The organism is Nocardia sp. NPDC055053 (assembly GCF_053608285.1).
This window is the reverse complement of sequence record NZ_JBSGVD010000001.1, coordinates 198,791-217,423: the sequence shown is the minus strand read 5'-3', so window position 1 is coordinate 217,423 and position 18,633 is coordinate 198,791. Positions and strand designations below refer to the sequence as shown.

Sequence of the window (18,633 nt, the reverse complement as noted above, 5' to 3'; positions counted from 1 at the left end):
TCTCACTGCCTGCTCGCGCGCCGGAAACCGATGGTGGCCGGCACGGCGAACAGCACGAGGGCGCCGAACGACCAGAGCAGGGTGAGGATCAGCGGGCGCGCGATCGGTCCTTGATCGGCCAGACCGCGCATGGCGTCGACGGCGACCGACATCGGCTGGTTGCGCACGATCGGCTGAATCCACTCCGGAAAGGCCATCAGCGGGACGAAGCCGGTGCTGAAGAACATCATCAGCGAGGTGACGACGGTGATGGTCTCGACCAGTGAGGTTTTCGCGGTGAAGACGGCGACGGAGGTGACGATCGTGGCGAACGAGAGTCCGAAGATCACCGGCACCAAGAGGAATGCGAGTGTCGCGAACGGGCCCTGGTGGAAGCGGAAGCCGAGCACGAAGCCGACGATCACCACGGCCGCGGTGCCGAGCACGATGCGGCAGCCCTCGGCGAGGATGCGGGAGACGAGGCCGGAGGCCCGGTGCACCGGCAGCACCCAGAACCGGGCCAGCAGACCGGCGTCCCGTTCGCGGCCGAGCAGGACACCGCTCGCGACGGCGCCCGAGAGCGCGCCGACGACGGCGACCATCGGGACCGAACCGTAGAGGGCGTCGTCACCGGTGAACTTCTCGATCTGACCGCCGACGACGATGTCCAGCATGATCAGCAGCAGACAGGGGATGAGCAGCGTCTCCAGCACAGTGAACGGACTGCGTGACCAGCGCACCAGCAGGCGCTGCGTCTGGATCAGCGTGTGCCGGATCAGCGACACCGGCGAGGTTTCCGAACGCTCCAGCATCACGCCCTCCTCGAACTGAGCCGGATGGCCAGTGGCACGCAGAGCGCCAGGGTGCCCGCGGCCCACAGCAACGGCGGCCCCATCAGCGACCAGCTCACCGTCCCCGCGTTGCCCGCGGTGTCACCGGCCAGCGCGCGCAGCGCGATCGCGTATTGCGAGACGGGCTGGTTGCGGACGAACCACTGGATCCAGCTGGGGAACTGGCTCGCCGGTGCGAGACCGGTCGAGAGCATGCCCAAGATCAACGGCGGCAGCACGAGCAGCTGCGATGTCGCCTCCGGACTCTTGGACGCGGTGCCGATGACATCGGCGCCGAGGGTGAACACGATGCCGATGACCAGCGAGAACGCCAGGAACCCGAGGGTGTGCCACGCGTCGAGCCGGAACCGGAAGCCGATGACATAGCCCGCGACGACCGCCCCGGCCAGCGCGATCGACGCCCGGAGTATGTTGGCCGACATCCGCGCCGCGACGGGGACGAGCGGGCGCAGCGGCATCGAGCCGAAGCGGCGATTGAGTCCGGCCACGGCATCGCTGGCCGACCGGAAGGCCGCCGAGATGGCGGTGAACGCCGCGGACTGCAACACCACCAGCGGCATCATGTACTGGGCGTAGCTGCTGAAACCGTTGCCGGAGAACATCATCACCGTATTGAGCGGGATGTAGAAGCTGGCGGCGAACGCCACCGGCGCCAGCGCCGACATCAAGACATCCCCGGATTTCACCGAGGGCACGATCAGCCGTGTGGTCAGTACCCACCACTGCTGCACCGTGTCCGGCGCGGCGCGAACGTGGGTCTGCCACAGGGTGGCCGTCATGAGACGGCCTCCGATTCGCTCTCGGCCGAGGCCAGATGGCCGGTGAGTTGCAGGAACACGTCATCGAGCGACGGGCGTCGCAGGGCGATGTCGACGAGTTCGATCGCCGCGTTGTCCAGCCGCCGCAATGCCTCGGCGAGCGTCTTGGCGCCATCCGGCGCGGGAATGGTGATGCGATCCGATTCCGGTGTCATCGCCGCCAGGATCTCCGCGGGCAGCAGCGAGCCGAGCGCGGCGGCGATGGCGGGCAGTTCCTCGAGATCGAGCGGGACGATCTCGCAGTAGCTGCCGCCGATCCGCTGTTTCAGTTCGTCCGCTGTGCCCGCGGCGATCACCACGCCGTGGTCGATCACGATGATCTGATCGCTGAGCGCATCGGCTTCCTCCAGGTATTGGCTGGTGAGCAGGGTCGTGATGCCCGCGTTCTTGAAGCTGCGCACCAGATCCCAGACCCCCTGCCTGCTGCGGGGATCCAGGCCGGTGGTCGGCTCGTCGAGGAAGACCACGTCCGGGCGCACCACCAGCCCGCAGGCGATATCGATCCGCCGCCGCATACCGCCCGAGTAGGTGCCGACCCGTCGGCTCGCTGCCTGGTCGAGATCGAATTCGCTGATCAGTTCCCTGGCGCGGGCCTGGGCGGCGGGTTTGCGCATACCCATGAGCCTGCCGAACATGACCAGGTTCTCGTAGCCGCTGAGCATGTCGTCGAGGGCGGCGTATTGCCCGGTCAACATGATGCATCGACGGACCGCGGCCGGGTCGGCGACGACATCGTGCCCGGCGACCACCGCGCGGCCGCGATCGGGCGTGATGAGCGTCGAGAGGACGTTCACCATGGTCGTCTTGCCCGCGCCGTTGGGGCCGAGGATGCCGAGCACCTCACCGGGCGCCGCCACGAAGTCGACGCCGCGCAGCGCGTGCACATCGCCGAAGGATTTCTCGATCCCTTCGACGACCACGCCGCCGGAGGTGGCTGTCGGACTCTGGACAACAGTGCGTTCGACGCTCATATCCGGTCTCCTGCTTCCATGTGCTCGTCGAGTACCGGCGAGATGACCGACAGTGCATGGGGATTGGTCATCTCGTCGTGGGTCACGTCGACATCGCAATTGACGATGTCGCCGGTCACGTAGGGTCGCCAGCCGTCCGGGCCCATCCAGGGGGAGGGGTCGACGGTGGCGCTGAAATAGAGGATGTCGCCGTGGTAGACCGGGCGCTGATAGCCGGTCCGCGTCCCCGCGGAGGCGTTGTAGGAGGCCGCCATGCGCTCGATGGTGGCGGCGTCGATGAGTTCGACACCGCCGAGTTTCGCCGTGATGAGGTCGGCCGCTTGCGCGGCGGTGGCGTCGGCGGGGACGTTATCGATGCCGAAGATCGAGCCGAAGGTGTTGATGAAGGCGCCCGGTGACAAGCGCTCGATGGTGTCGCCGTCGATATCGGCGGTATCGGTGTCCAGCAGTGCCACCACGCCGACCCGCTCGCCCGCCGCCGCCAGTTCGACCGCCATGGCCTGGGCGATCAGTCCGCCGAACGACCAGCCGAGCAGGTGATAGGGGCCGCTCGGCTGCACCGCGCGGATCTCGCGCACATACCGCCGCGCGAACTCCTCGATGGAGCGGGCCGAGGGTTCGCGGCCGCTGAGGTCGGGTGCCTGGAGTCCGTAGATCGGCCGGTCCGGTGCGAGCTGTTCGGCGAATCCCAGGTAGCTCCACGACATTCCGGAGGACGAGTGGACGCAGAACAGTGCGGGTCGGTCGCCGCCGGGCCGGATCGGCAGCAGTACATCGAGACCCAGTCCGGCAGGTCCGGCGGCTGCCGGTTCGGCTGCCGCTGCCGTCTGTGCGGCGAGGGCGGCGGTTTCCTCGGCCGAGGCTGTCCGGGCGGCGGGGGTGGCCGCGAAATGCGCTGCCGCGCTGAGGGCCTCGGTCCACAGCTGGGCGAGTTCGGCGACATCGTCGCGGTCGAGCAGGTGTTCCGGGTAGCCGAAGTCGGCGCGCAACCGGTTGCCGACCACCAGGGCGTTCACGTCGATGGCCTGCATGACCGGGACGTCGGGATGCTCGTCCGCGCGCAGATCGCCGAGGTCGTCGGTGGGCAGCCAGCCGAGACCTTCCAGCCCGGCGGGGACCTCGGCGGTCGTATGCCTGCCGAGGTAGTTCACGAGGATCTGCCCGGGGAGCCGCTGCGGGAGCTGGGCGGCCGTGTCGGGATCGAGGTAGCGCAGCAGGCCGAAGCCGATGCCCTTGTCCGGTACCGCCAGCAGCTGGTGTTTGACCGCGCGGATCGCCGCGCCCATGGCGGGGCCGCCTGCGAGCGCGTCCTCGGCGTCGATACCGGCGAGGTCGAGGCGCACCGGGTACAGCGAGGTGAACCAGCCGATGGTCCGCGACAGATCGGCGCCGGGGACGACTTCTTCCTGTCTGCCATGGCCTTCCAGCCGCAGCAGCGCCGAGTGTTCGTCCACGCCGCGGCGCGCCCGCCAGCGTACGAGCGCCAGTGCCATGGTGGCGAGCAACGCGTCGGTGACGCTGCCGTGGAACAGCCTGGGCACGGTGGTGAGCAGGGCGGTGGTGACGTCCTCGCCGACCTCGATGTCGAGGCGGCACACGGTGTGGGCCTGGTCGATCGCCGGATCGAGGGGCCGGTCGCCGAGCAGCGGGTCAGGACCGCCGACGACCTGGCGCCAGTATCCGAGTTCGGCCCGGCGCTGCTCGCTGCGCACCTGTTCGGTCAGCGCGTGCGACCAGCGGCGCACGGAGGTGCCGATGTCGGCGAGGACCGGGGTGTTGCCGACCGACACCTGCGCCCACGCACCGATCAAGTCCTGCACCAGGATTCGCCACGAGACGCTGTCGATGACGAGGTGGTGCGCGACGACGATCAGGCGGCCCGGTCTCGTGCGCGACCCCGCGTCGCCGACCGGGTCGAGCCAGACGAACTGCAGCACGATGCCGTCGGCCGGATCCAGGCGGTTCATGGCGAAGTCGAGCTCGATCTGGGCGTATTCGCGCAGTTCGACCGGGTCGGCGGCGGCGTATTCGGTGCGGTGCACGAGGGAATCCACGTCGACCGAACCCGGGTCGGCCACCCGCAGCTGCCAGCCGTCCTCGGCCTGCCACAGGCGAGCGCGCAGCATGTCGTGCCGGTCGATCACGGCGGTGAGGGTCTCGACGAGCCGCGCGCGCTCGATGCCGACGGGCAGTTCCAGGACGGCGGTCTGGGCGAAGCGGTCGAAATCGCCGCCGCGCTCGATCATGTAGCGCACGATCGGGGTCAGCGGCAGCGCGCCGATGCCGCCGCCGGGCAGCTCCGCGAGCGCCTCCACCGTGCCCGCGGCGTCGATGGCGGCGCCGAGCGCGGCCACCGTGCGATGCTCGAACACCTGCAGCGGAGTGCAGTGCACACCGGCCAGTTTCGCCTGGGTCACCAGCTGGATCGCCAGGATGCTGTCGCCGCCGAGCGCGAAGAACGAATCGTCGATGCCGACCTTCTCGCGGCCGAGCAGTTCGGCGTAGATCTGTGCGAGGACGTGTTCGGTCGGTGTCTCCGGCGCCCGGTAAGGCGTCTCCTCGACCGCGAACACCGGTTCCGGCAAGGCTTTTCGATCGAGTTTGCCGACGGCGTTGATGGGGATCGCGTCCAGGACGACGAATGCGGCGGGGACCATGTAGGCGGGCAGGATGTCGGCGGCTTCGGCGCGGACCCGCGCGATGTCGAGGTCGGCGCCGGGTGCGCGCACCAGGTAGGCGGCGAGTGCGGTCGCGCCGGTGGGGCCGGGAACACCCAGTGTCACCGCGACATCCACGCCGTCGATGCCACCGAGCGCGGCATCGATCTCGCCGAGTTCGATGCGCTGTCCGCGGACCTTCACCTGGAAATCGGTGCGGCCGAGGTATTCCAGTGCCAATCCGGCCGGGGCATCGCCGGCCGACCGAGCCCGGTCGGGCCGGTGCTGCCCGGACGGGTGGCTACGACGGATCCAGCGCACCAGATCGCCTGTGCGGTACAGCAGTTCGCCGGGGCCCCCGAAGGGGTCGGCGACGAACCGCGCGGCGGTGAGTCCCGGCCTGGCGTGGTAGCACCGAGCCATGGCGGTTCCGGTCAGATACAACTCGCCCGCCACACCGACGGGGACCGGGCGTAACCGGTCGTCGAGGACGAGAACCGCCGCACCGCGAATCGGCGTGCCGATGGTGACCGGTTCGTCCGCCGACAGCGGCGCGGACCCGGTCGCCCAGATGGTGTACTCGGTCGGGCCGTACAGGTTGACCATCGCCCGGCCGGACGGACCCCCACACCAGCGGGCGACCAGATCGGGGCCGACCGCCTCGCCCGCCACCGCGAGCACCCGCACGCTCGACACCTCGGCCGGATCGATGGTGGCCAGCGCCGACGGGGTGATCACCACGTGGGTGACCGATTCGGCGGCGATCAGTTCCGCGAGCGGGGCACCGCCGAAGACATCCGGTGGGGAGATCACCGAGGCGGCGCCGCAGCCGAATGCCATCAGGGCCTCGAAGATCGAGGCGTCGAAGCTTGGTGAAGCGACCTGTAATACGCGGGAATGCTCGTTCAGGGTGAGGTCGGCGCGTTGGGCCGCCACCAGATCGGCCAGGCCGCGGTGGGTGACGGTGACGCCCTTCGGTGTTCCGGTGGAGCCGGAGGTGTAGATCATCCAGGCGGGGTTGTCGACGCGGATCGGGATCGGGAGTTCGGCGGTGGTCAGTGCGGCATTGTCTGCGGCACGCAGTTTTTCGGCGAAGTCGGCGTCGTCGAGGACCAGCCATCGGGTGGTGTCGGGGAGCTGAGGTCGGTACGCGGCCAGGGTCAGGCCGACCTGTGCGCCCGAATCGGTGAGCATGTGCTCGATCCGGTCCACCGGATGTTTCGGGTCGACCGGCAGGAAGGCCGCGCCCACCTTCGCAGCGGCCCAGATGCCGGTGTGTAGTTCGGCGCAGCGGGGGAGGCCCAGTGCGACTACGGTTTCCGTGCTCGCGCCTGCTTCGATCAGCAGCCGGGCCAGCTGGTTCGAGTGAGCGTCGAGTTCGCGGTAGGTGGTCGCCGCCGCCGACACGAGTGCGGGTCGCTCGGGGTAGGCCGTGGCGGTGTCGGTGAGCAGCCGCGACAGTGTTGTCGTGCCCGAGGTAGCGGGGCCGCGAACCGGAATCAGTTCCGCGCGTTCGGATTCGTCGAGGAGATCGATGTCGGCGAGGCGGACGTCGATATCGGCGAGTACGGCCGCGAGCACCCGCCGCCACCGGGTCGCGAACGCGCGGACCGTCGCGGCGTCGAAGAGGTCGGTCGCGTAGGTCAGGACGCCGTCGAAGCCTGCGGGGCCGGAGTCGGAGAACCGCTCGCGCAGATCGAGGGTGAGATCGAAGGCCGAGGAGTTGCGGTCGAAATCCTCCACCTCGAAGCGCAATCCGGGCAGTTCGAGCACCGGTTCGACGTAGTTCTGCAGCGACAGGGAGACCTGGAAGATCGGGTGGTGCGCGGTCGAGCGGGTGGGGTCGAGCACCTGGACCAGCTGCTCGAAGGGCACGTCGGCATGGGCGAACGCGTCGAGGTCGGTGGTGCGGACCGCGGCGAGCAACTGGCGGAATCCGGTGCCGGGGTCGACCGGTGTGCGCAGGGCCAAGGTGTTGACGAACATGCCGACGAGATCGTCGAGCGCGGCCTCACCGCGCCCCGCGACCGGGGTGCCGATGACGACATCGTCGGTGCCGCCCAGCCGGGCCAGCAGGACCGCGAGCGCGGCGCGCACCACCATGAAGACGCTGACATTGTTGGCGGCGGCGAAATCGACGAGGGCGCGGTGCGTCTGGTCGTCGATGGTGAAGTCGACATCGTCGCTGCGCATGGACTGCACCGCGGGCCGGGGGCGGTCTGTTGGCAGTTCGAGTGCGTCGGGTGTGTCGGCGAGGGCTTCGCTCCAGTACCGGATCTGCTGTGCTGCCAAGGATTCCGAATCCGTCTGACTGCCGAGCAGTTCGCGGTGCCACAGGGCGAAGTCGGCGTACTGCACGGCGAGTGGAGACCAGGCAGGCGCGTTGCCCGCTGCGCGCGCCGAATAGGCGGTCACCAGATCGGCTGCCAACGGTGCCATCGAGGCGCCGTCGGCGCTGATGTGATGCACCACGAGAACTATGACGTGGACGGGGGCATCCCCCTCGGAATCCGATGCCGCGCTGGGGGCTGGGATGTCGTCCAGGGAACCTGAACCTGATGCCGCACGGGAGGCCGGAGCGGCGCCCAGGGAACTCGAGCCCGGTCCCGTGGCGGGGGCTGGAGTGTTGCCCTGGGAACCCGGCGCTGCACCGGACGCAGGGGCAGCGAGCCGGAACAACCCGACGCGCAGCGGGGCTTCCTTGGCCAGGTCGAATCCGGTGCCCGCCAGTTCGTTGATCCGATCACGCAGTGGCGCACCGTCTTCGGTATCGATCACGGGCAGGGCGGGTGTGGCCGTGTCCATGCCGACAACCACCTGGCGTGGTCCTTCGGCGTCGGCGGGGTAACGCGTGCGCAGGGTTTCCTGGCGTTGCACCACATCGGCGAGCGCACCGCGCATGGCGGCCACGTCCAGGTCGCCGGTGAGGCGCAGTGCGATCGCGATGTTGTAGGCGGCCGAGCCCGGATCCAGCTGGTTGAGCACCCACATGCGCTGTTGCGCGGGGGACAACGGGATGCGGTCGGGGCGCAGGCGTGGCGCGAGGGCCGGGCGGCCGGGGTCGCCGTCGCCTGCGGGGACGACCCGGGACGACAGTTGCGCCGCGGTCGGGGCATCGAACAGGTCGCGCAGCGCGATCGTGGAGCCGAGTGCCGAATTGACCCGGGCGACAACCTTGGTCGCACTCAGTGAGTTGCCGCCGAGTTCGAAGAAGGACTGGTCGACGCTCACCCGGTCGGTGCCCAGTACCTCGGCGAAGACTTCGGCGACGGCCTGTTCGGTCGGTGTGCGCGGCGCGAGGTACGGCCGTTGCGCGGCCGAGAAGTCCGGTACCGGAAGGGCTTTGCGGTCCAGTTTGCCGACCGGCGTGAGAGGGATGTCGTCCAGCACAACGATGTAGGCGGGCACCATGTAGCCGGGCAGTTCCGAGGCCACCCATGCCCGCAGCCGCTCGGTGTCGAGGTCGACGCCCGGCACCGGCAGGACATAGGACACCAGCACGGTCGCCCCCGCCGGCCCCGCGCGCCCGATGGTCACCGCGTAGTCGACCTCCTCGTCGCGGGAGAGCACCGCGTCGATCTCGCCGAGTTCGATCCGCAGGCCGCGGATCTTGACCTGGAAGTCGCTGCGGCCCAGGTATTCCAGCGCGAGCTCGTCGTCGTGCTCGACCCAGCGCACCATGTCCCCGGTCCGGTACATGCGTTCACCGGCGGTGCCGTAGGGGTTGGCGACGAACCGGCTCGCGGTCATCTCGAACCGGTTGAAATAGCCGCGCGCCAGGGCGGGACCGGCCAGATACAGCTCGCCCTGGATGCCGACCGGAACCGGTCGCAACCAGCCGTCCAGCACCACCACCTCCGCGCCGCGAATCGGACCGCCGATGGTGATCGGCTCGCCCGCGACGAGTTCGGCGGGTCCGGTGGCCCAGATGCTGAACTCGGTGGGGCCGTACAGGTTCGCCATCCGCCTGCCCGCGGCCCACTTCTCGATCAGCTCCGGGGTGGCCGCCTCGCCGGCGACCGAGAGCACTCGCAGCGCGGTCAGCTCGGTGGGTTCCATCGTCGCCAGCGCCGACGGCGTGATCACCGCGTGGGTGACCCGCTCGGTGCGCAGCAGCGTTTCGAGTTCGCTGCCGCCGTACACCTCCGGCGGCGACACGACCAGCCGTCCGCCCGCCGCGTGCGCGGTGAGCATCTCGAAGACCGAGGCGTCGAAACTGGGCGACGCGACCTGCAGTGCGCTCGCGGACGGATCCAGCGCGAGGGTTTCGCGTTGGGCGGCAGTGAGATTCGCGACGCCGCGATGGCTGAGCAGCACTGCCTTCGGTTTGCCGGTGGAGCCGGAGGTGTAGATGAGGTAGGCGGTGTGGTCGAGATCGATGGGGCCGCCGCGTTCATCGTCGGTGATGGGCGCGTCGGAGACCAGCATGGCGCGGCGGATGGTGTTCAGGTCGTCCAGGAGCAGCCAGTCGATGGTGCCGGGCAGTGTTTCACCGGTCGCCGTCACGGTGACGCCGATCGGCGCCTTGGAATCGGTGAGCATGTGCTCGATCCGTTCCACCGGATAGCTCGGATCCAGCGGAACGAAAGCAGCGCCCGACTTGACCAGCGCCCACACCGCGACCACCGACTCCAGCGACCGGGTCAGCGCGAGAACGACGAACACCTCTGGCCCGACGCCGCGGGTCAGCAAGACCCGGGCGAACCGGTTCGACCAGGCATCGAGCTCGCCGTAGCTCATCGACAGCTCGCCCGCGCTGACCGCGATCGCGTCGGGGTCTATGCGCGCACCCGCCGCCAGGATCTCCGGCAGCGTCCGCATCGGCAGCGGACGCGGGCCGCGGACCGGGGCCAGCGCCGCTAGTTCGGTGCCGTCGCAGTACTGGAGTTGCGAGACGAGGGCGTGCGGGTTCTCGGCGAGCTGGCCGAGCAGCCGGACGAACCGATCCAGGAATGATCGCGCGGCAGTGTGTTCGAGCTGATCGGCCATGAACTTCACGGTGATCCGCAGGGAGTCGCCCGCCCCGGCCGTGCCGCGCAGCGGAATCACCATGAGGTTGAGCGGATACGGCGTCGCGTCGGTGCCTTCCACGTCGAGCACGCGCATGCCCGCGATGTCCAGGGCCTGCGACAGCGCTTCGCGGTCGATGGGATAGGACTCGAAGACGGTCAGCGTGTCGAACAGTTCGGCGAGACCGACGGCGCGGTGGATCGCGGCGAGGCCGACGTGCTGATGGTCCATCAGCCGCGCCTGCTCGGCCTGCACGCGGGCGAGCAGGTCGCTGACCTTCTCCGCGGGGTCCAGTGTCACCCGCACCGGGACGGTATTGATGAACAGCCCGACCATCTCCTCGACGCCGGGCAGCTCCGGCGGCCTGCCGGAGACCGTGCTGCCGAACATCACGTCGGTGCGGCCGGTGAGCATGGCGAGCAGCATCGACCACGCCGCCTGGACCAGGGTGTTCACGGTCGCGCCCGCCTCGCGCGCCGCGGACTCGAGCACGGCGACGGTCTGGGCGGAGAGGTCGTGCGAGATCATCGCGGTCTCGGTCGACTCGATCCCGGCCAGGGTGGGGACGGCGCGGGTCGGGGTGTCGATGCCGGCCAGCGCCTGTTTCCAGGCGGCGATCGATGCCTCGGCATCCTGGTCGCCCAGCCAGGACAGGAATTCCCGGTACGAGCGGGCGGGCGGCAGGACCGACGGGTCACCCGAGGTGACGTACAGCGTGAGTAGTTCGCGAACCAGCAGCGGGGTCGACCAACCATCCAATACCAGATGGTGATTGGTCATGATGAGCCGGAATTCCCCTGGTGCGGTGCGGATCAGCGTGAAGCGGACCAGCGGGGGCCGGGTGAGTTCGAAGCGGGTCAGCGCGTCGAGGCCGATGATGCGGTCGAGTTCGCGCGCCCGCTCCTCGACGTCGGCGATGCCGGTGAGATCGATGTCTTCCCAGTGGATCTCGGCATCTGCGAGCACCAGCTGACGCGGGCCGTCGTCGGTCTCCACGAAGGCCACCCGCAGGTTCTCGTGCCGATCGATCAGTGCCTGCGCGGCGCCGCGCAGGCGGGCGGCATCGACGGTGCCTGCCAGGGTGAGCAGCGATTGGACCGTGTAGCCGTCGGCGGTGTCGGAGTCGTAGAGCGCGTGGAAGAGCAGGCCGTACTGCAACGGCGACAGCGGCCACACGTCGGCGAGATTCGGGTAGGTCCGCTCCCAGGTCTCGATCTGCGGCTGGTCGACCGTGACGAGCGCGAAGTCCGAGGGGGTCCGGCCGCCCGCGACGCCGCTGCGCGCATGGGCGACGAGGGCGTCCAGCGCCGCCGACCACAGGTCGGCCAGCTCGCGCACGGCGGTCTCGTCGAGCAGCCTGCCCGCGTACGCCCAGGTGACGTCAAGGCCCGCGTCGGTGAGGACGGCGTTGATGTCGACGACGGCGGCCAGCGGTGCGCGGTCGTCGTTGGTCGCCGCGAAGCGTCGCGGCACCCAGGCGTCGTGACCGCCGGTCACCGCCCGGCCCAGATAGTTGAAGCTCAGCTGGGGTGCCGGCGCGTCGGCCAGCGTCGCGGCCGTCTCGCTGTTCAGGTAGCGCAGCAGGCCGAAGCCGACACCGCGATCGGGCAGCGCGCGCAGTTGTTCCTTGGTCGCCTTGATGGCCGATCCCGCCGCGCGGCCACCGGCGAACGCGTCGTCGAGGTCGAGTCCGGCCAGGTCGACGGCCACCGGATACACGCTGGTGAACCAGCCGACCGTGCGCGCGACATCGGCGCCGGGCAGCAGGGACTCGCTGCGTCCATGGCCTTCCAGAATCATCAGCGCGCCGGTGCGGTCGCGCCACCGGCAGACCGCCATGGTCAGCGCGGCGAGCAGGACATCATCCGCGCCACAATGGAATTGCTCCGGCAGGGTGGTGAGGATGGTGTGGGCGACATCCGACGGGACCGTCGACTGCCACTGCGCCATCGTGTCGACGACGTCGACGGCCGGGTCGAAGGTATCGGTACCGAGTGCCGGGTCGGGTGTCGCCAGAATGCGCTGCCACAACGGCAACTCGTCGGTCCGGGCGGCCGCCTGCTCCACTTGGCCGTGCGCCCAGCGCCGGAACGAGGTGCCGACCGGCTCGAGGGTGCCACCGAAGGCCGCGGTTGCCAAGTCCGGCAGCAGGATTCGCCAGGAGACGCCGTCGGTGACCAGGTGGTGCAGGACCAGCCAGCACAGCGGCGGATCGTCTGCGCGGTCGATCAGCACGAAGCGGGCCATGACACCGGCGGCTGGGTCGAGCAGATCGGCGGAGTGCTGGAGGGCGCTCTCGATCGTGTCGTCGAGGTCGGAACCTGCCTGCACCACGTCGATCAGGGCATCCGCGTCGATCGAATGAGATTCGGCGACAACCCATTCCCAGCCGACGCCGGTCGTGCGCAGGGTGGAGCGCAGGAGATCGTGGTGGTCGATCAGGACCTGGAGTGCGGCGGCGAGCGATGCTCGCGTTGTGCCCGCGGGCAGGCCGATCAGGACCGCCTGGCCGTACCGGCCCCAGGTGTCGCCGTGTTCCACCATGGCGTGCACGATGGGAGTGAGGTCTACGGGTCCGATACCGCCACCGGGCAGTTCGTTGACCACGTGGACCTCGGTCTCGCCCGCCACGGCCGCCAGCGCGGCGACCGTCTTGCGCTCGAAGACATCCCTGGCGCTGAACGCTATCCCGGCCGCCTTCGCCCGGGAGACCAGCTGAATGGAGACGATGCTGTCGCCGCCGAGCGCGAAGAAGCTGTCGTCGACCCCGACCGTGTCGAGTCCGAGGACCTCGGCGAACAGTGCGGCGAGAGCTTCCTCCCGCGGCGTGGACGGTGCCCGGCTGGTGACAGTGCGGACGCCGAAGTCCGGTGCGGGCAGCGCCTTGCGGTCGACCTTGCCCAGCGGCGTGAGTGGGACACGGTCGAGCACCATGACGACCGACGGCACCATGTAGGCCGGGAGCTGTTCGCCGACAGCGGCTTTCACCGCTTCGGGATGCGCCTCGGCGCCGGGTGCCATCGTCACATAGGAGACCAGCGCGGTCGCGCCCGCTGCGGTGTCGACGCCGAGGGTGAGCGCGAAATCGATGGCGGGCAGGCGTTCCAGGGCGGCGTCGATCTCGCCGAGTTCGATCCGGTAGCCGCGCACCTTCACCTGGAAGTCGCTGCGGCCCTGGTAGGCCAGCGTGAACCGGCCGTCGTCGTCGGTCCACCGCACCAGGTCGCCGGTGCGGTACATCCGCTGACCGGGAGCGTGGGGATCGGCGACGAAGCGGCTCGCGGTCAGCCCGCTGCGCCGGTGATAGCCGCGCGCCACACCGGGACCGGCGAGGTACAGCTCACCCACGGTGCCCGCGGGGACGGGACGCAACCAGGGGTCGAGCACCAGGCCGGTGACACCGCGGGTGAGGCTGCCGATCGTCACCGGCGCACCCGGGGTCAGCGGCTCCGTCAGCGTCGTCGTGATGGTGGTCTCGGTCGGGCCGTAGCCGTTGATCAGTGCCCTACCGGACCACTTCGCCACCAGCTCCGGCGGGCACGCGTCACCGCCGACGACAATGGTGCGCAAATCGGGGAGCGTTTCCGGATCGAGCGAGCCGACGACGGCGGGCGTGACATTGAGATGGGTGACCCGATGCGCGCGCAGCACCTGCGCCATCTCCTCGCCCGCGTAGGCCGCCGGCGGCACCACCGCGAGGGTGGCGCCCGTTGCCAGCGTCACCAGGATCTCCTCGACGGAGATGTCGAAGCTCGGTGATACCGCGTGGGCGACAACGGATTCCGCATCGACTCCGAATCCGGCCCCGGAGCTGGCGACGAGATTCGCCAGACCGCGATGTGACACCAGCACACCCTTGGGCAGGCCGGTCGAGCCGGAGGTATAGATGACGTAGGCGATCTGATCCGGATGGATCGGGGTCCGTCGTTCGGCGTCGGTGATCGGACCGGCGTCCTGGGCGGCGATGAGCAGGGCGGTCGCCTCGTCGTCGATCGAGCGCCAATCGACACTGTCCGGCAACGACTTTCGTGCCTCGGCGACGGTGAGGCCGGTGATCACGCCGCTGTCGCCCACCATGTGTTCGATCCGGTCCGCGGGATAAGTCGGGTCGATCGGCACGAACGGCGCGCCGGTCTTGGCCACCGCGATGGTCGCGAGCACCGATTCGGCGGACCGCGGAATCGATAGCGCGACACCGTGTTCGGGGCCGGCGCCTGCTGCGATCAGCACGCGGGCGAGGCGGTTCGAGTACTCGTCTACCTCGCGACAGGTGAGTGTCTCGCCCGTGCCCCAGCGCAAGGCCACCGCATTCGGGTCGATGGCGGCGCCCGCGGCCAGAATCTCGGGCAGCGTACGGGATTCGACACCCGCCGGACCGCGAGCGGGCACCGACACCGCCTGCTCGGCGTCGGAAAGGACGGGCACCGTCGACAGCGGAGCGTCGGGACCCGCGCCGAGGAACCGGTGCAGGAACAGCAGGAACCGCTCGTGGTGCGCTGCCAGATCGGCTTCGCTGTAGAGGTTTCCGTTGCCCTGGAGGTCGATGTGGGTGCTCTCGCCGCCCACCCCGGGATACACATTGACGAACAGATCGTCGATCAACCCGGAGGTGAGCACGTGCAGCCGCCCGACGACCGGGCCGAGCGCGATCCTGGTGTCGACCATCATCAGATTCACGGCGGGACCGAACGAGGCCGCCTCGTCCATGGCCCAGCCCAGATCGCGGACGATGTCCTCCTGCCGGTAGCGCTGGCGGCGCAGCGCGCCGGTCAGCTCGCCCTGCACGGCGAGGATCGCGGCGCCCACCGTGGTCTGGGGCGTCAAGGTGACGCGCAACGGGACGACATTGGCGAGCATGCCGCCCGAACGGCGCAGCGTCGCGGAGGTCCGCGCCGACACCGGCAGGCTCAGTACGACCTCCGGTGCGCCGGTCATCGCGGCGAGATAGGCGCCGAACGCGGCCACCACCGTCGGCGCGGCACCGGAGTTCACCGCCGCGGCGACGGAGTCGAGCAGCGCGGTCGTTTCGGCGGGCAATGCGCCGGCGACGCGGTTGGGGTGGGCGTCGACCTCGGCGTCGCGGCCCGCGAGATTCACCGGGTCGGCCATGCCGGCCAGGTGCTCGCGCCAGTACTGGCGGTCGGCCTCGAAACGGGCCGAGGTCCGGTACGTCAGATCGGCCTCCACGATCTTCTGCAGCGGTTCGGCCTTGCCCGGCGGCGGCTCCCTGCCATCGAAGGCGGCGTTGTAGAGCTCGCCCGCCCGCTGGACCAGGGCCAGCGCGCCCATGCCGTCCAGCACGATGTGGTGCATCCGGACGTACCAGAACCAGCGATCCTCGCCGACCCGCAGCATCGCCAGGTGGATGAGTCGGTCACGCATCACATCCAGCGGGGCGGTGTACTCGGCGCGCATCCAGGCGTGCGCGGCCCGCTCCGGGTCGGGCTCGGACCGGAAATCGAGCTCGGCGATGTCGGCCTCGAGGCTCGGGTCGACGAGCTGATGCGGCTGACCGTCGATGTCGATCAGCCGCAGGTAACCGGTGCCGAACTCATGTCCGGTTCGCCGGACGGCCTCGGTCAGCAGCTCGTGGTCGATCGGGCCGGACAGTTCGACGTACTGGGCGATGGAGATGGGGGTGTCGCCCGCGATGTGCTGGGCGAACCAGATCCCACGCTGAGCGGCGGACAAGGGGAAGGCGCCGTCGCGTACGGCGGTGCCCGGTCCCTGCAGGGAAGACTGGGTCATGAGCAGACCTGCGTTCTCATGTCTCGAGCTCGGTATTCACCATGGGTTCCCGACCCGCTGCGTTCCGCGATCCAGATCCATTCTGAACCTGTGCGGACCGGACCGGAATGGGGTCTACGAGACCGCGGCCAGATCGGTGGTGGACAGCGGCGCGTCCGAGCTGACCAGATAGCGCTGCAGGGTCGAGCGATCGTCGAGGACCAGCCAGTCGACGACGTCGGTCAGTGCGGGCCTGTCGGCCCGGGTGGTGATGCCGAGGGAGGCGCCGAAGACGAACTCGTCGTCGGCGACGGAGACGGGCACGGCGCCGATCTTGCGCACCGCCGCCTCGGCGACGATCGCCTCGGTCGCGGCGCCGACCGCCAGCGCGATCCGGGCGCCCGCGGTGGCGCCGCGGCCAAGCAGCAGTCGCGCCAGCCGGTTGGCCCAGCGATCCAGATCGGCATCGGCGAGGTGACCATCGATGGTGATCGGGGTGGACTGCCGACGCGGCAGCTGGATGACATTGTCGGCGATCGCGGTGGTCATCGTGCTCATCGTGGTGTCCCCTTGGCGCTGGTAGGAGGTGCTTTTTGGTACACCTCTACTGTCGTCGCCGGGCGGGGACTCCGACAGCGACCCCAGCGTCAGGGGAGTGACCTCCCAGGTGGCGCGTTTCCCACCCCAAGGTGGCTGAACCCAGGGGCGTCAGCCGAAGCCGATGACCTCGATATCGCGGAAGTCGTGATCGGTCGCGATCAGCACCGGGGAACCCGCAGCGGTGGTGAATCGCAGGGCTCTGGTGCCTGCAGCCACGGTGACCGGCAGAACGGATACCGTGCGGCCGGTCGACCGGTCCCACGTTCGCAGGGTGTAGCCGCCGCCGTCCAACGTGATCGCGAGGATCTGGTCGGCGAGCAGCGCGGTCGCTTCGGGGTAGTGCTTTCGACCGTCGGGCGTCGTCATGTCGAGCTCGGTGGACCCGCCGTTCCCCGCCGACAGGACTTCCCATCGGTCGGGCAGCGTGTACCCGCCCGGGTTCTCGGAGCTGACCAGGACGTCGTTGTCGGCGGCGTGCACGCGGAGGTCGTCGCGGCGCGAATCGACGATGGCCGACGACAACGGGGCGTTCGGCGGCAGCAACAGCTCGGTCCTTGCACCGTCGTTCGGGCACGATATCCAGACGAGGCCGCTGTCGAGCACCTGGACCTCGAGATAGTCGGGCGACTCCTCGCGCGGCGTGGGAAAACTGCGCCGTTCGAGAACCGCGCCGGACCGCGGATCGAACACGGTGACGGCCACGGTCGCCGTCTCCCCGGCGCCGCAGGTCGCGGCTCGGTAAATCGTGGTCATGGAGGCGAGGACGCGTTCACTGGTCGAGGCACAGTCGCTCGGCTCGATCGGGGCGGTCCACATCCTGCGGCCGGTCCTGGCGTCATGCCTGGTCACCGTCCCGCGGGCGGAGGCGGTGGCGAGCAGGTGCCCGCGAACGATGGCGTTGCTGTCGCGGGTGAAGTCCCCTTCGGTCCAGAGGAGTTCGCCGGAGACGGAGTCGAAGGTCATCCAGCCGCGCTTCTCCCAATAGGTCAGCACGACGTTCTCGCCGCGGAAGGCCCTGGTCTCCTTGGGTACGTTCCCGACGTTGTCGGCGGTGACACCGAGGCGCCGATAGTGCCAGCGTTCGGTACCGGTCACACCGTCGTACATCGTGATGCCGACCCTGGTCGAGACGACGAATCCGGTTCCGGTGAACACGATTCGGGTGTCCCTGTGACTGCGAGCGACCGGGAGCTGGAGCCGGAATCTCTCCGGGCCAAGCACGGCGGGCACGGCGGTATCCGGGCCGGGGTCGGCGGTGACGTGATCGATCGCTGCCTTGTCGTCACCCAGCTGGACCGCGGTCCCGGCGGCGCCGAGCACCGGCACAATGCCGACGACGAGGGCCACGGCGAGCGCCGACCGCCGAGGCACCGGGGCGGTCGGCGTCGCCACGAGCACGAGAATCAGCACCGCACCGAGGAGAACGAGAGCCAGCGCGGCGATCGCCGACGGAACTCGCGGCGTGACAATGAAGACCGAGGTCAGCCGCTGATATGTCGACGGGATGTGCGCGGTCACCGCGAACACGATGCCGCCGATCAGCACCGCCAGCAGCGCGAGCACACCTCCCGCGGTGATACTCGCGGCGCGTTCGTCACCGCGGCGTCCCCGGCGTAGAACTACCGACTCGATCAGCACGACCGCGCTCGCGAAGATCAGCGTTCCCCGGACGAGACGGAAGGGGAAATCGCCGGTCTCCGGGTAGCTGTCGAACGGCACCGGGATCGGTGCGGCGACGAACTGGCTGTACAGCGCCAGCGCGACACCTCCGGCGAGGAGTACCGCACCGACCAGACCCACGAGGATCGGCCACGGACTCTGCGAACGCGCGCGCTCGGTCGACTGATCGTCGGACATGTTCCCCCCGAAAAAAGGACTCGATCGACACCGCCCCCACCGGACGTCGGGTCGAGACTAGCGGAGTGGTGGGGGCGCGGGCGGCGCGGCGCCCCCCCCCGCAGCCCGGGGTTTACCCCCGACCCAACATGGGGCCGGGGGGGGGGGGGGGGGCGGGCCCGGC

6 protein-coding genes are annotated in these 18,633 nt (G+C 69.6%); all 6 read right to left on the bottom strand.

Annotation, left to right across the window (positions count from 1 at the left end; translation table 11 throughout):
- Nucleotides 1-2: 2 nt before the first annotated feature.
- A complete protein-coding gene (locus ACWF82_RS00895) occupies nt 3-791 on the bottom strand; it encodes an ABC transporter permease (RefSeq protein WP_452496639.1) in 789 nt (262 codons plus the stop codon).
- Nucleotides 791-1,609: an ABC transporter permease gene (locus ACWF82_RS00890; RefSeq protein ID WP_452496637.1), complete on the bottom strand. Its 819-nt coding sequence runs from the start codon at nt 1,607-1,609 to the stop codon at nt 791-793. The genes ACWF82_RS00895 and ACWF82_RS00890 overlap by 1 nt, the downstream gene beginning before the upstream one ends.
- Nucleotides 1,606-2,619: an ATP-binding cassette domain-containing protein gene (locus ACWF82_RS00885; RefSeq protein ID WP_452496636.1), complete on the bottom strand. Its 1,014-nt coding sequence runs from the start codon at nt 2,617-2,619 to the stop codon at nt 1,606-1,608. The genes ACWF82_RS00890 and ACWF82_RS00885 overlap by 4 nt, the downstream gene beginning before the upstream one ends.
- Nucleotides 2,616-16,034 (bottom strand): amino acid adenylation domain-containing protein, encoded by a 13,419-nt coding sequence (locus tag ACWF82_RS00880; protein ID WP_452496634.1) that lies wholly within the window; start codon nt 16,032-16,034, stop codon nt 2,616-2,618. Before ACWF82_RS00880 ends, ACWF82_RS00885 begins: the two co-directional genes overlap by 4 nt.
- Before the next feature lie 114 nt (nt 16,035-16,148).
- Nucleotides 16,149-16,571: an AMP-binding protein gene (locus tag ACWF82_RS00875; protein WP_452496632.1), complete on the bottom strand. Its 423-nt coding sequence runs from the start codon at nt 16,569-16,571 to the stop codon at nt 16,149-16,151.
- Nucleotides 16,572-16,721: 150 nt separating this feature from the next.
- Nucleotides 16,722-18,470, bottom strand: a complete 1,749-nt coding sequence (locus tag ACWF82_RS00870; protein WP_452496631.1) for an outer membrane protein assembly factor BamB family protein — start codon at nt 18,468-18,470, stop codon at nt 16,722-16,724.
- Between the last annotated feature and the right edge of the window lie 163 nt (nt 18,471-18,633).

Bases quoted from the DNA above. Each gene is read 5' to 3' on its own strand.
- ACWF82_RS00870 (WP_452496631.1), bottom strand. From the start codon at position 18,470: ATGTCCGACGATCAGTCGACCGAGCGCGCGCGTTCGCAGAGTCCGTGG.
- ACWF82_RS00880 (WP_452496634.1), bottom strand. From the start codon at position 16,034: ATGACCCAGTCTTCCCTGCAGGGACCGGGCACCGCCGTACGCGACGGC.
- ACWF82_RS00885 (WP_452496636.1), bottom strand. From the start codon at position 2,619: ATGAGCGTCGAACGCACTGTTGTCCAGAGTCCGACAGCCACCTCCGGC.
- ACWF82_RS00895 (WP_452496639.1), bottom strand. From the start codon at position 791: ATGCTGGAGCGTTCGGAAACCTCGCCGGTGTCGCTGATCCGGCACACG.
- ACWF82_RS00875 (WP_452496632.1), bottom strand. From the start codon at position 16,571: ATGAGCACGATGACCACCGCGATCGCCGACAATGTCATCCAGCTGCCG.
- ACWF82_RS00890 (WP_452496637.1), bottom strand. From the start codon at position 1,609: ATGACGGCCACCCTGTGGCAGACCCACGTTCGCGCCGCGCCGGACACG.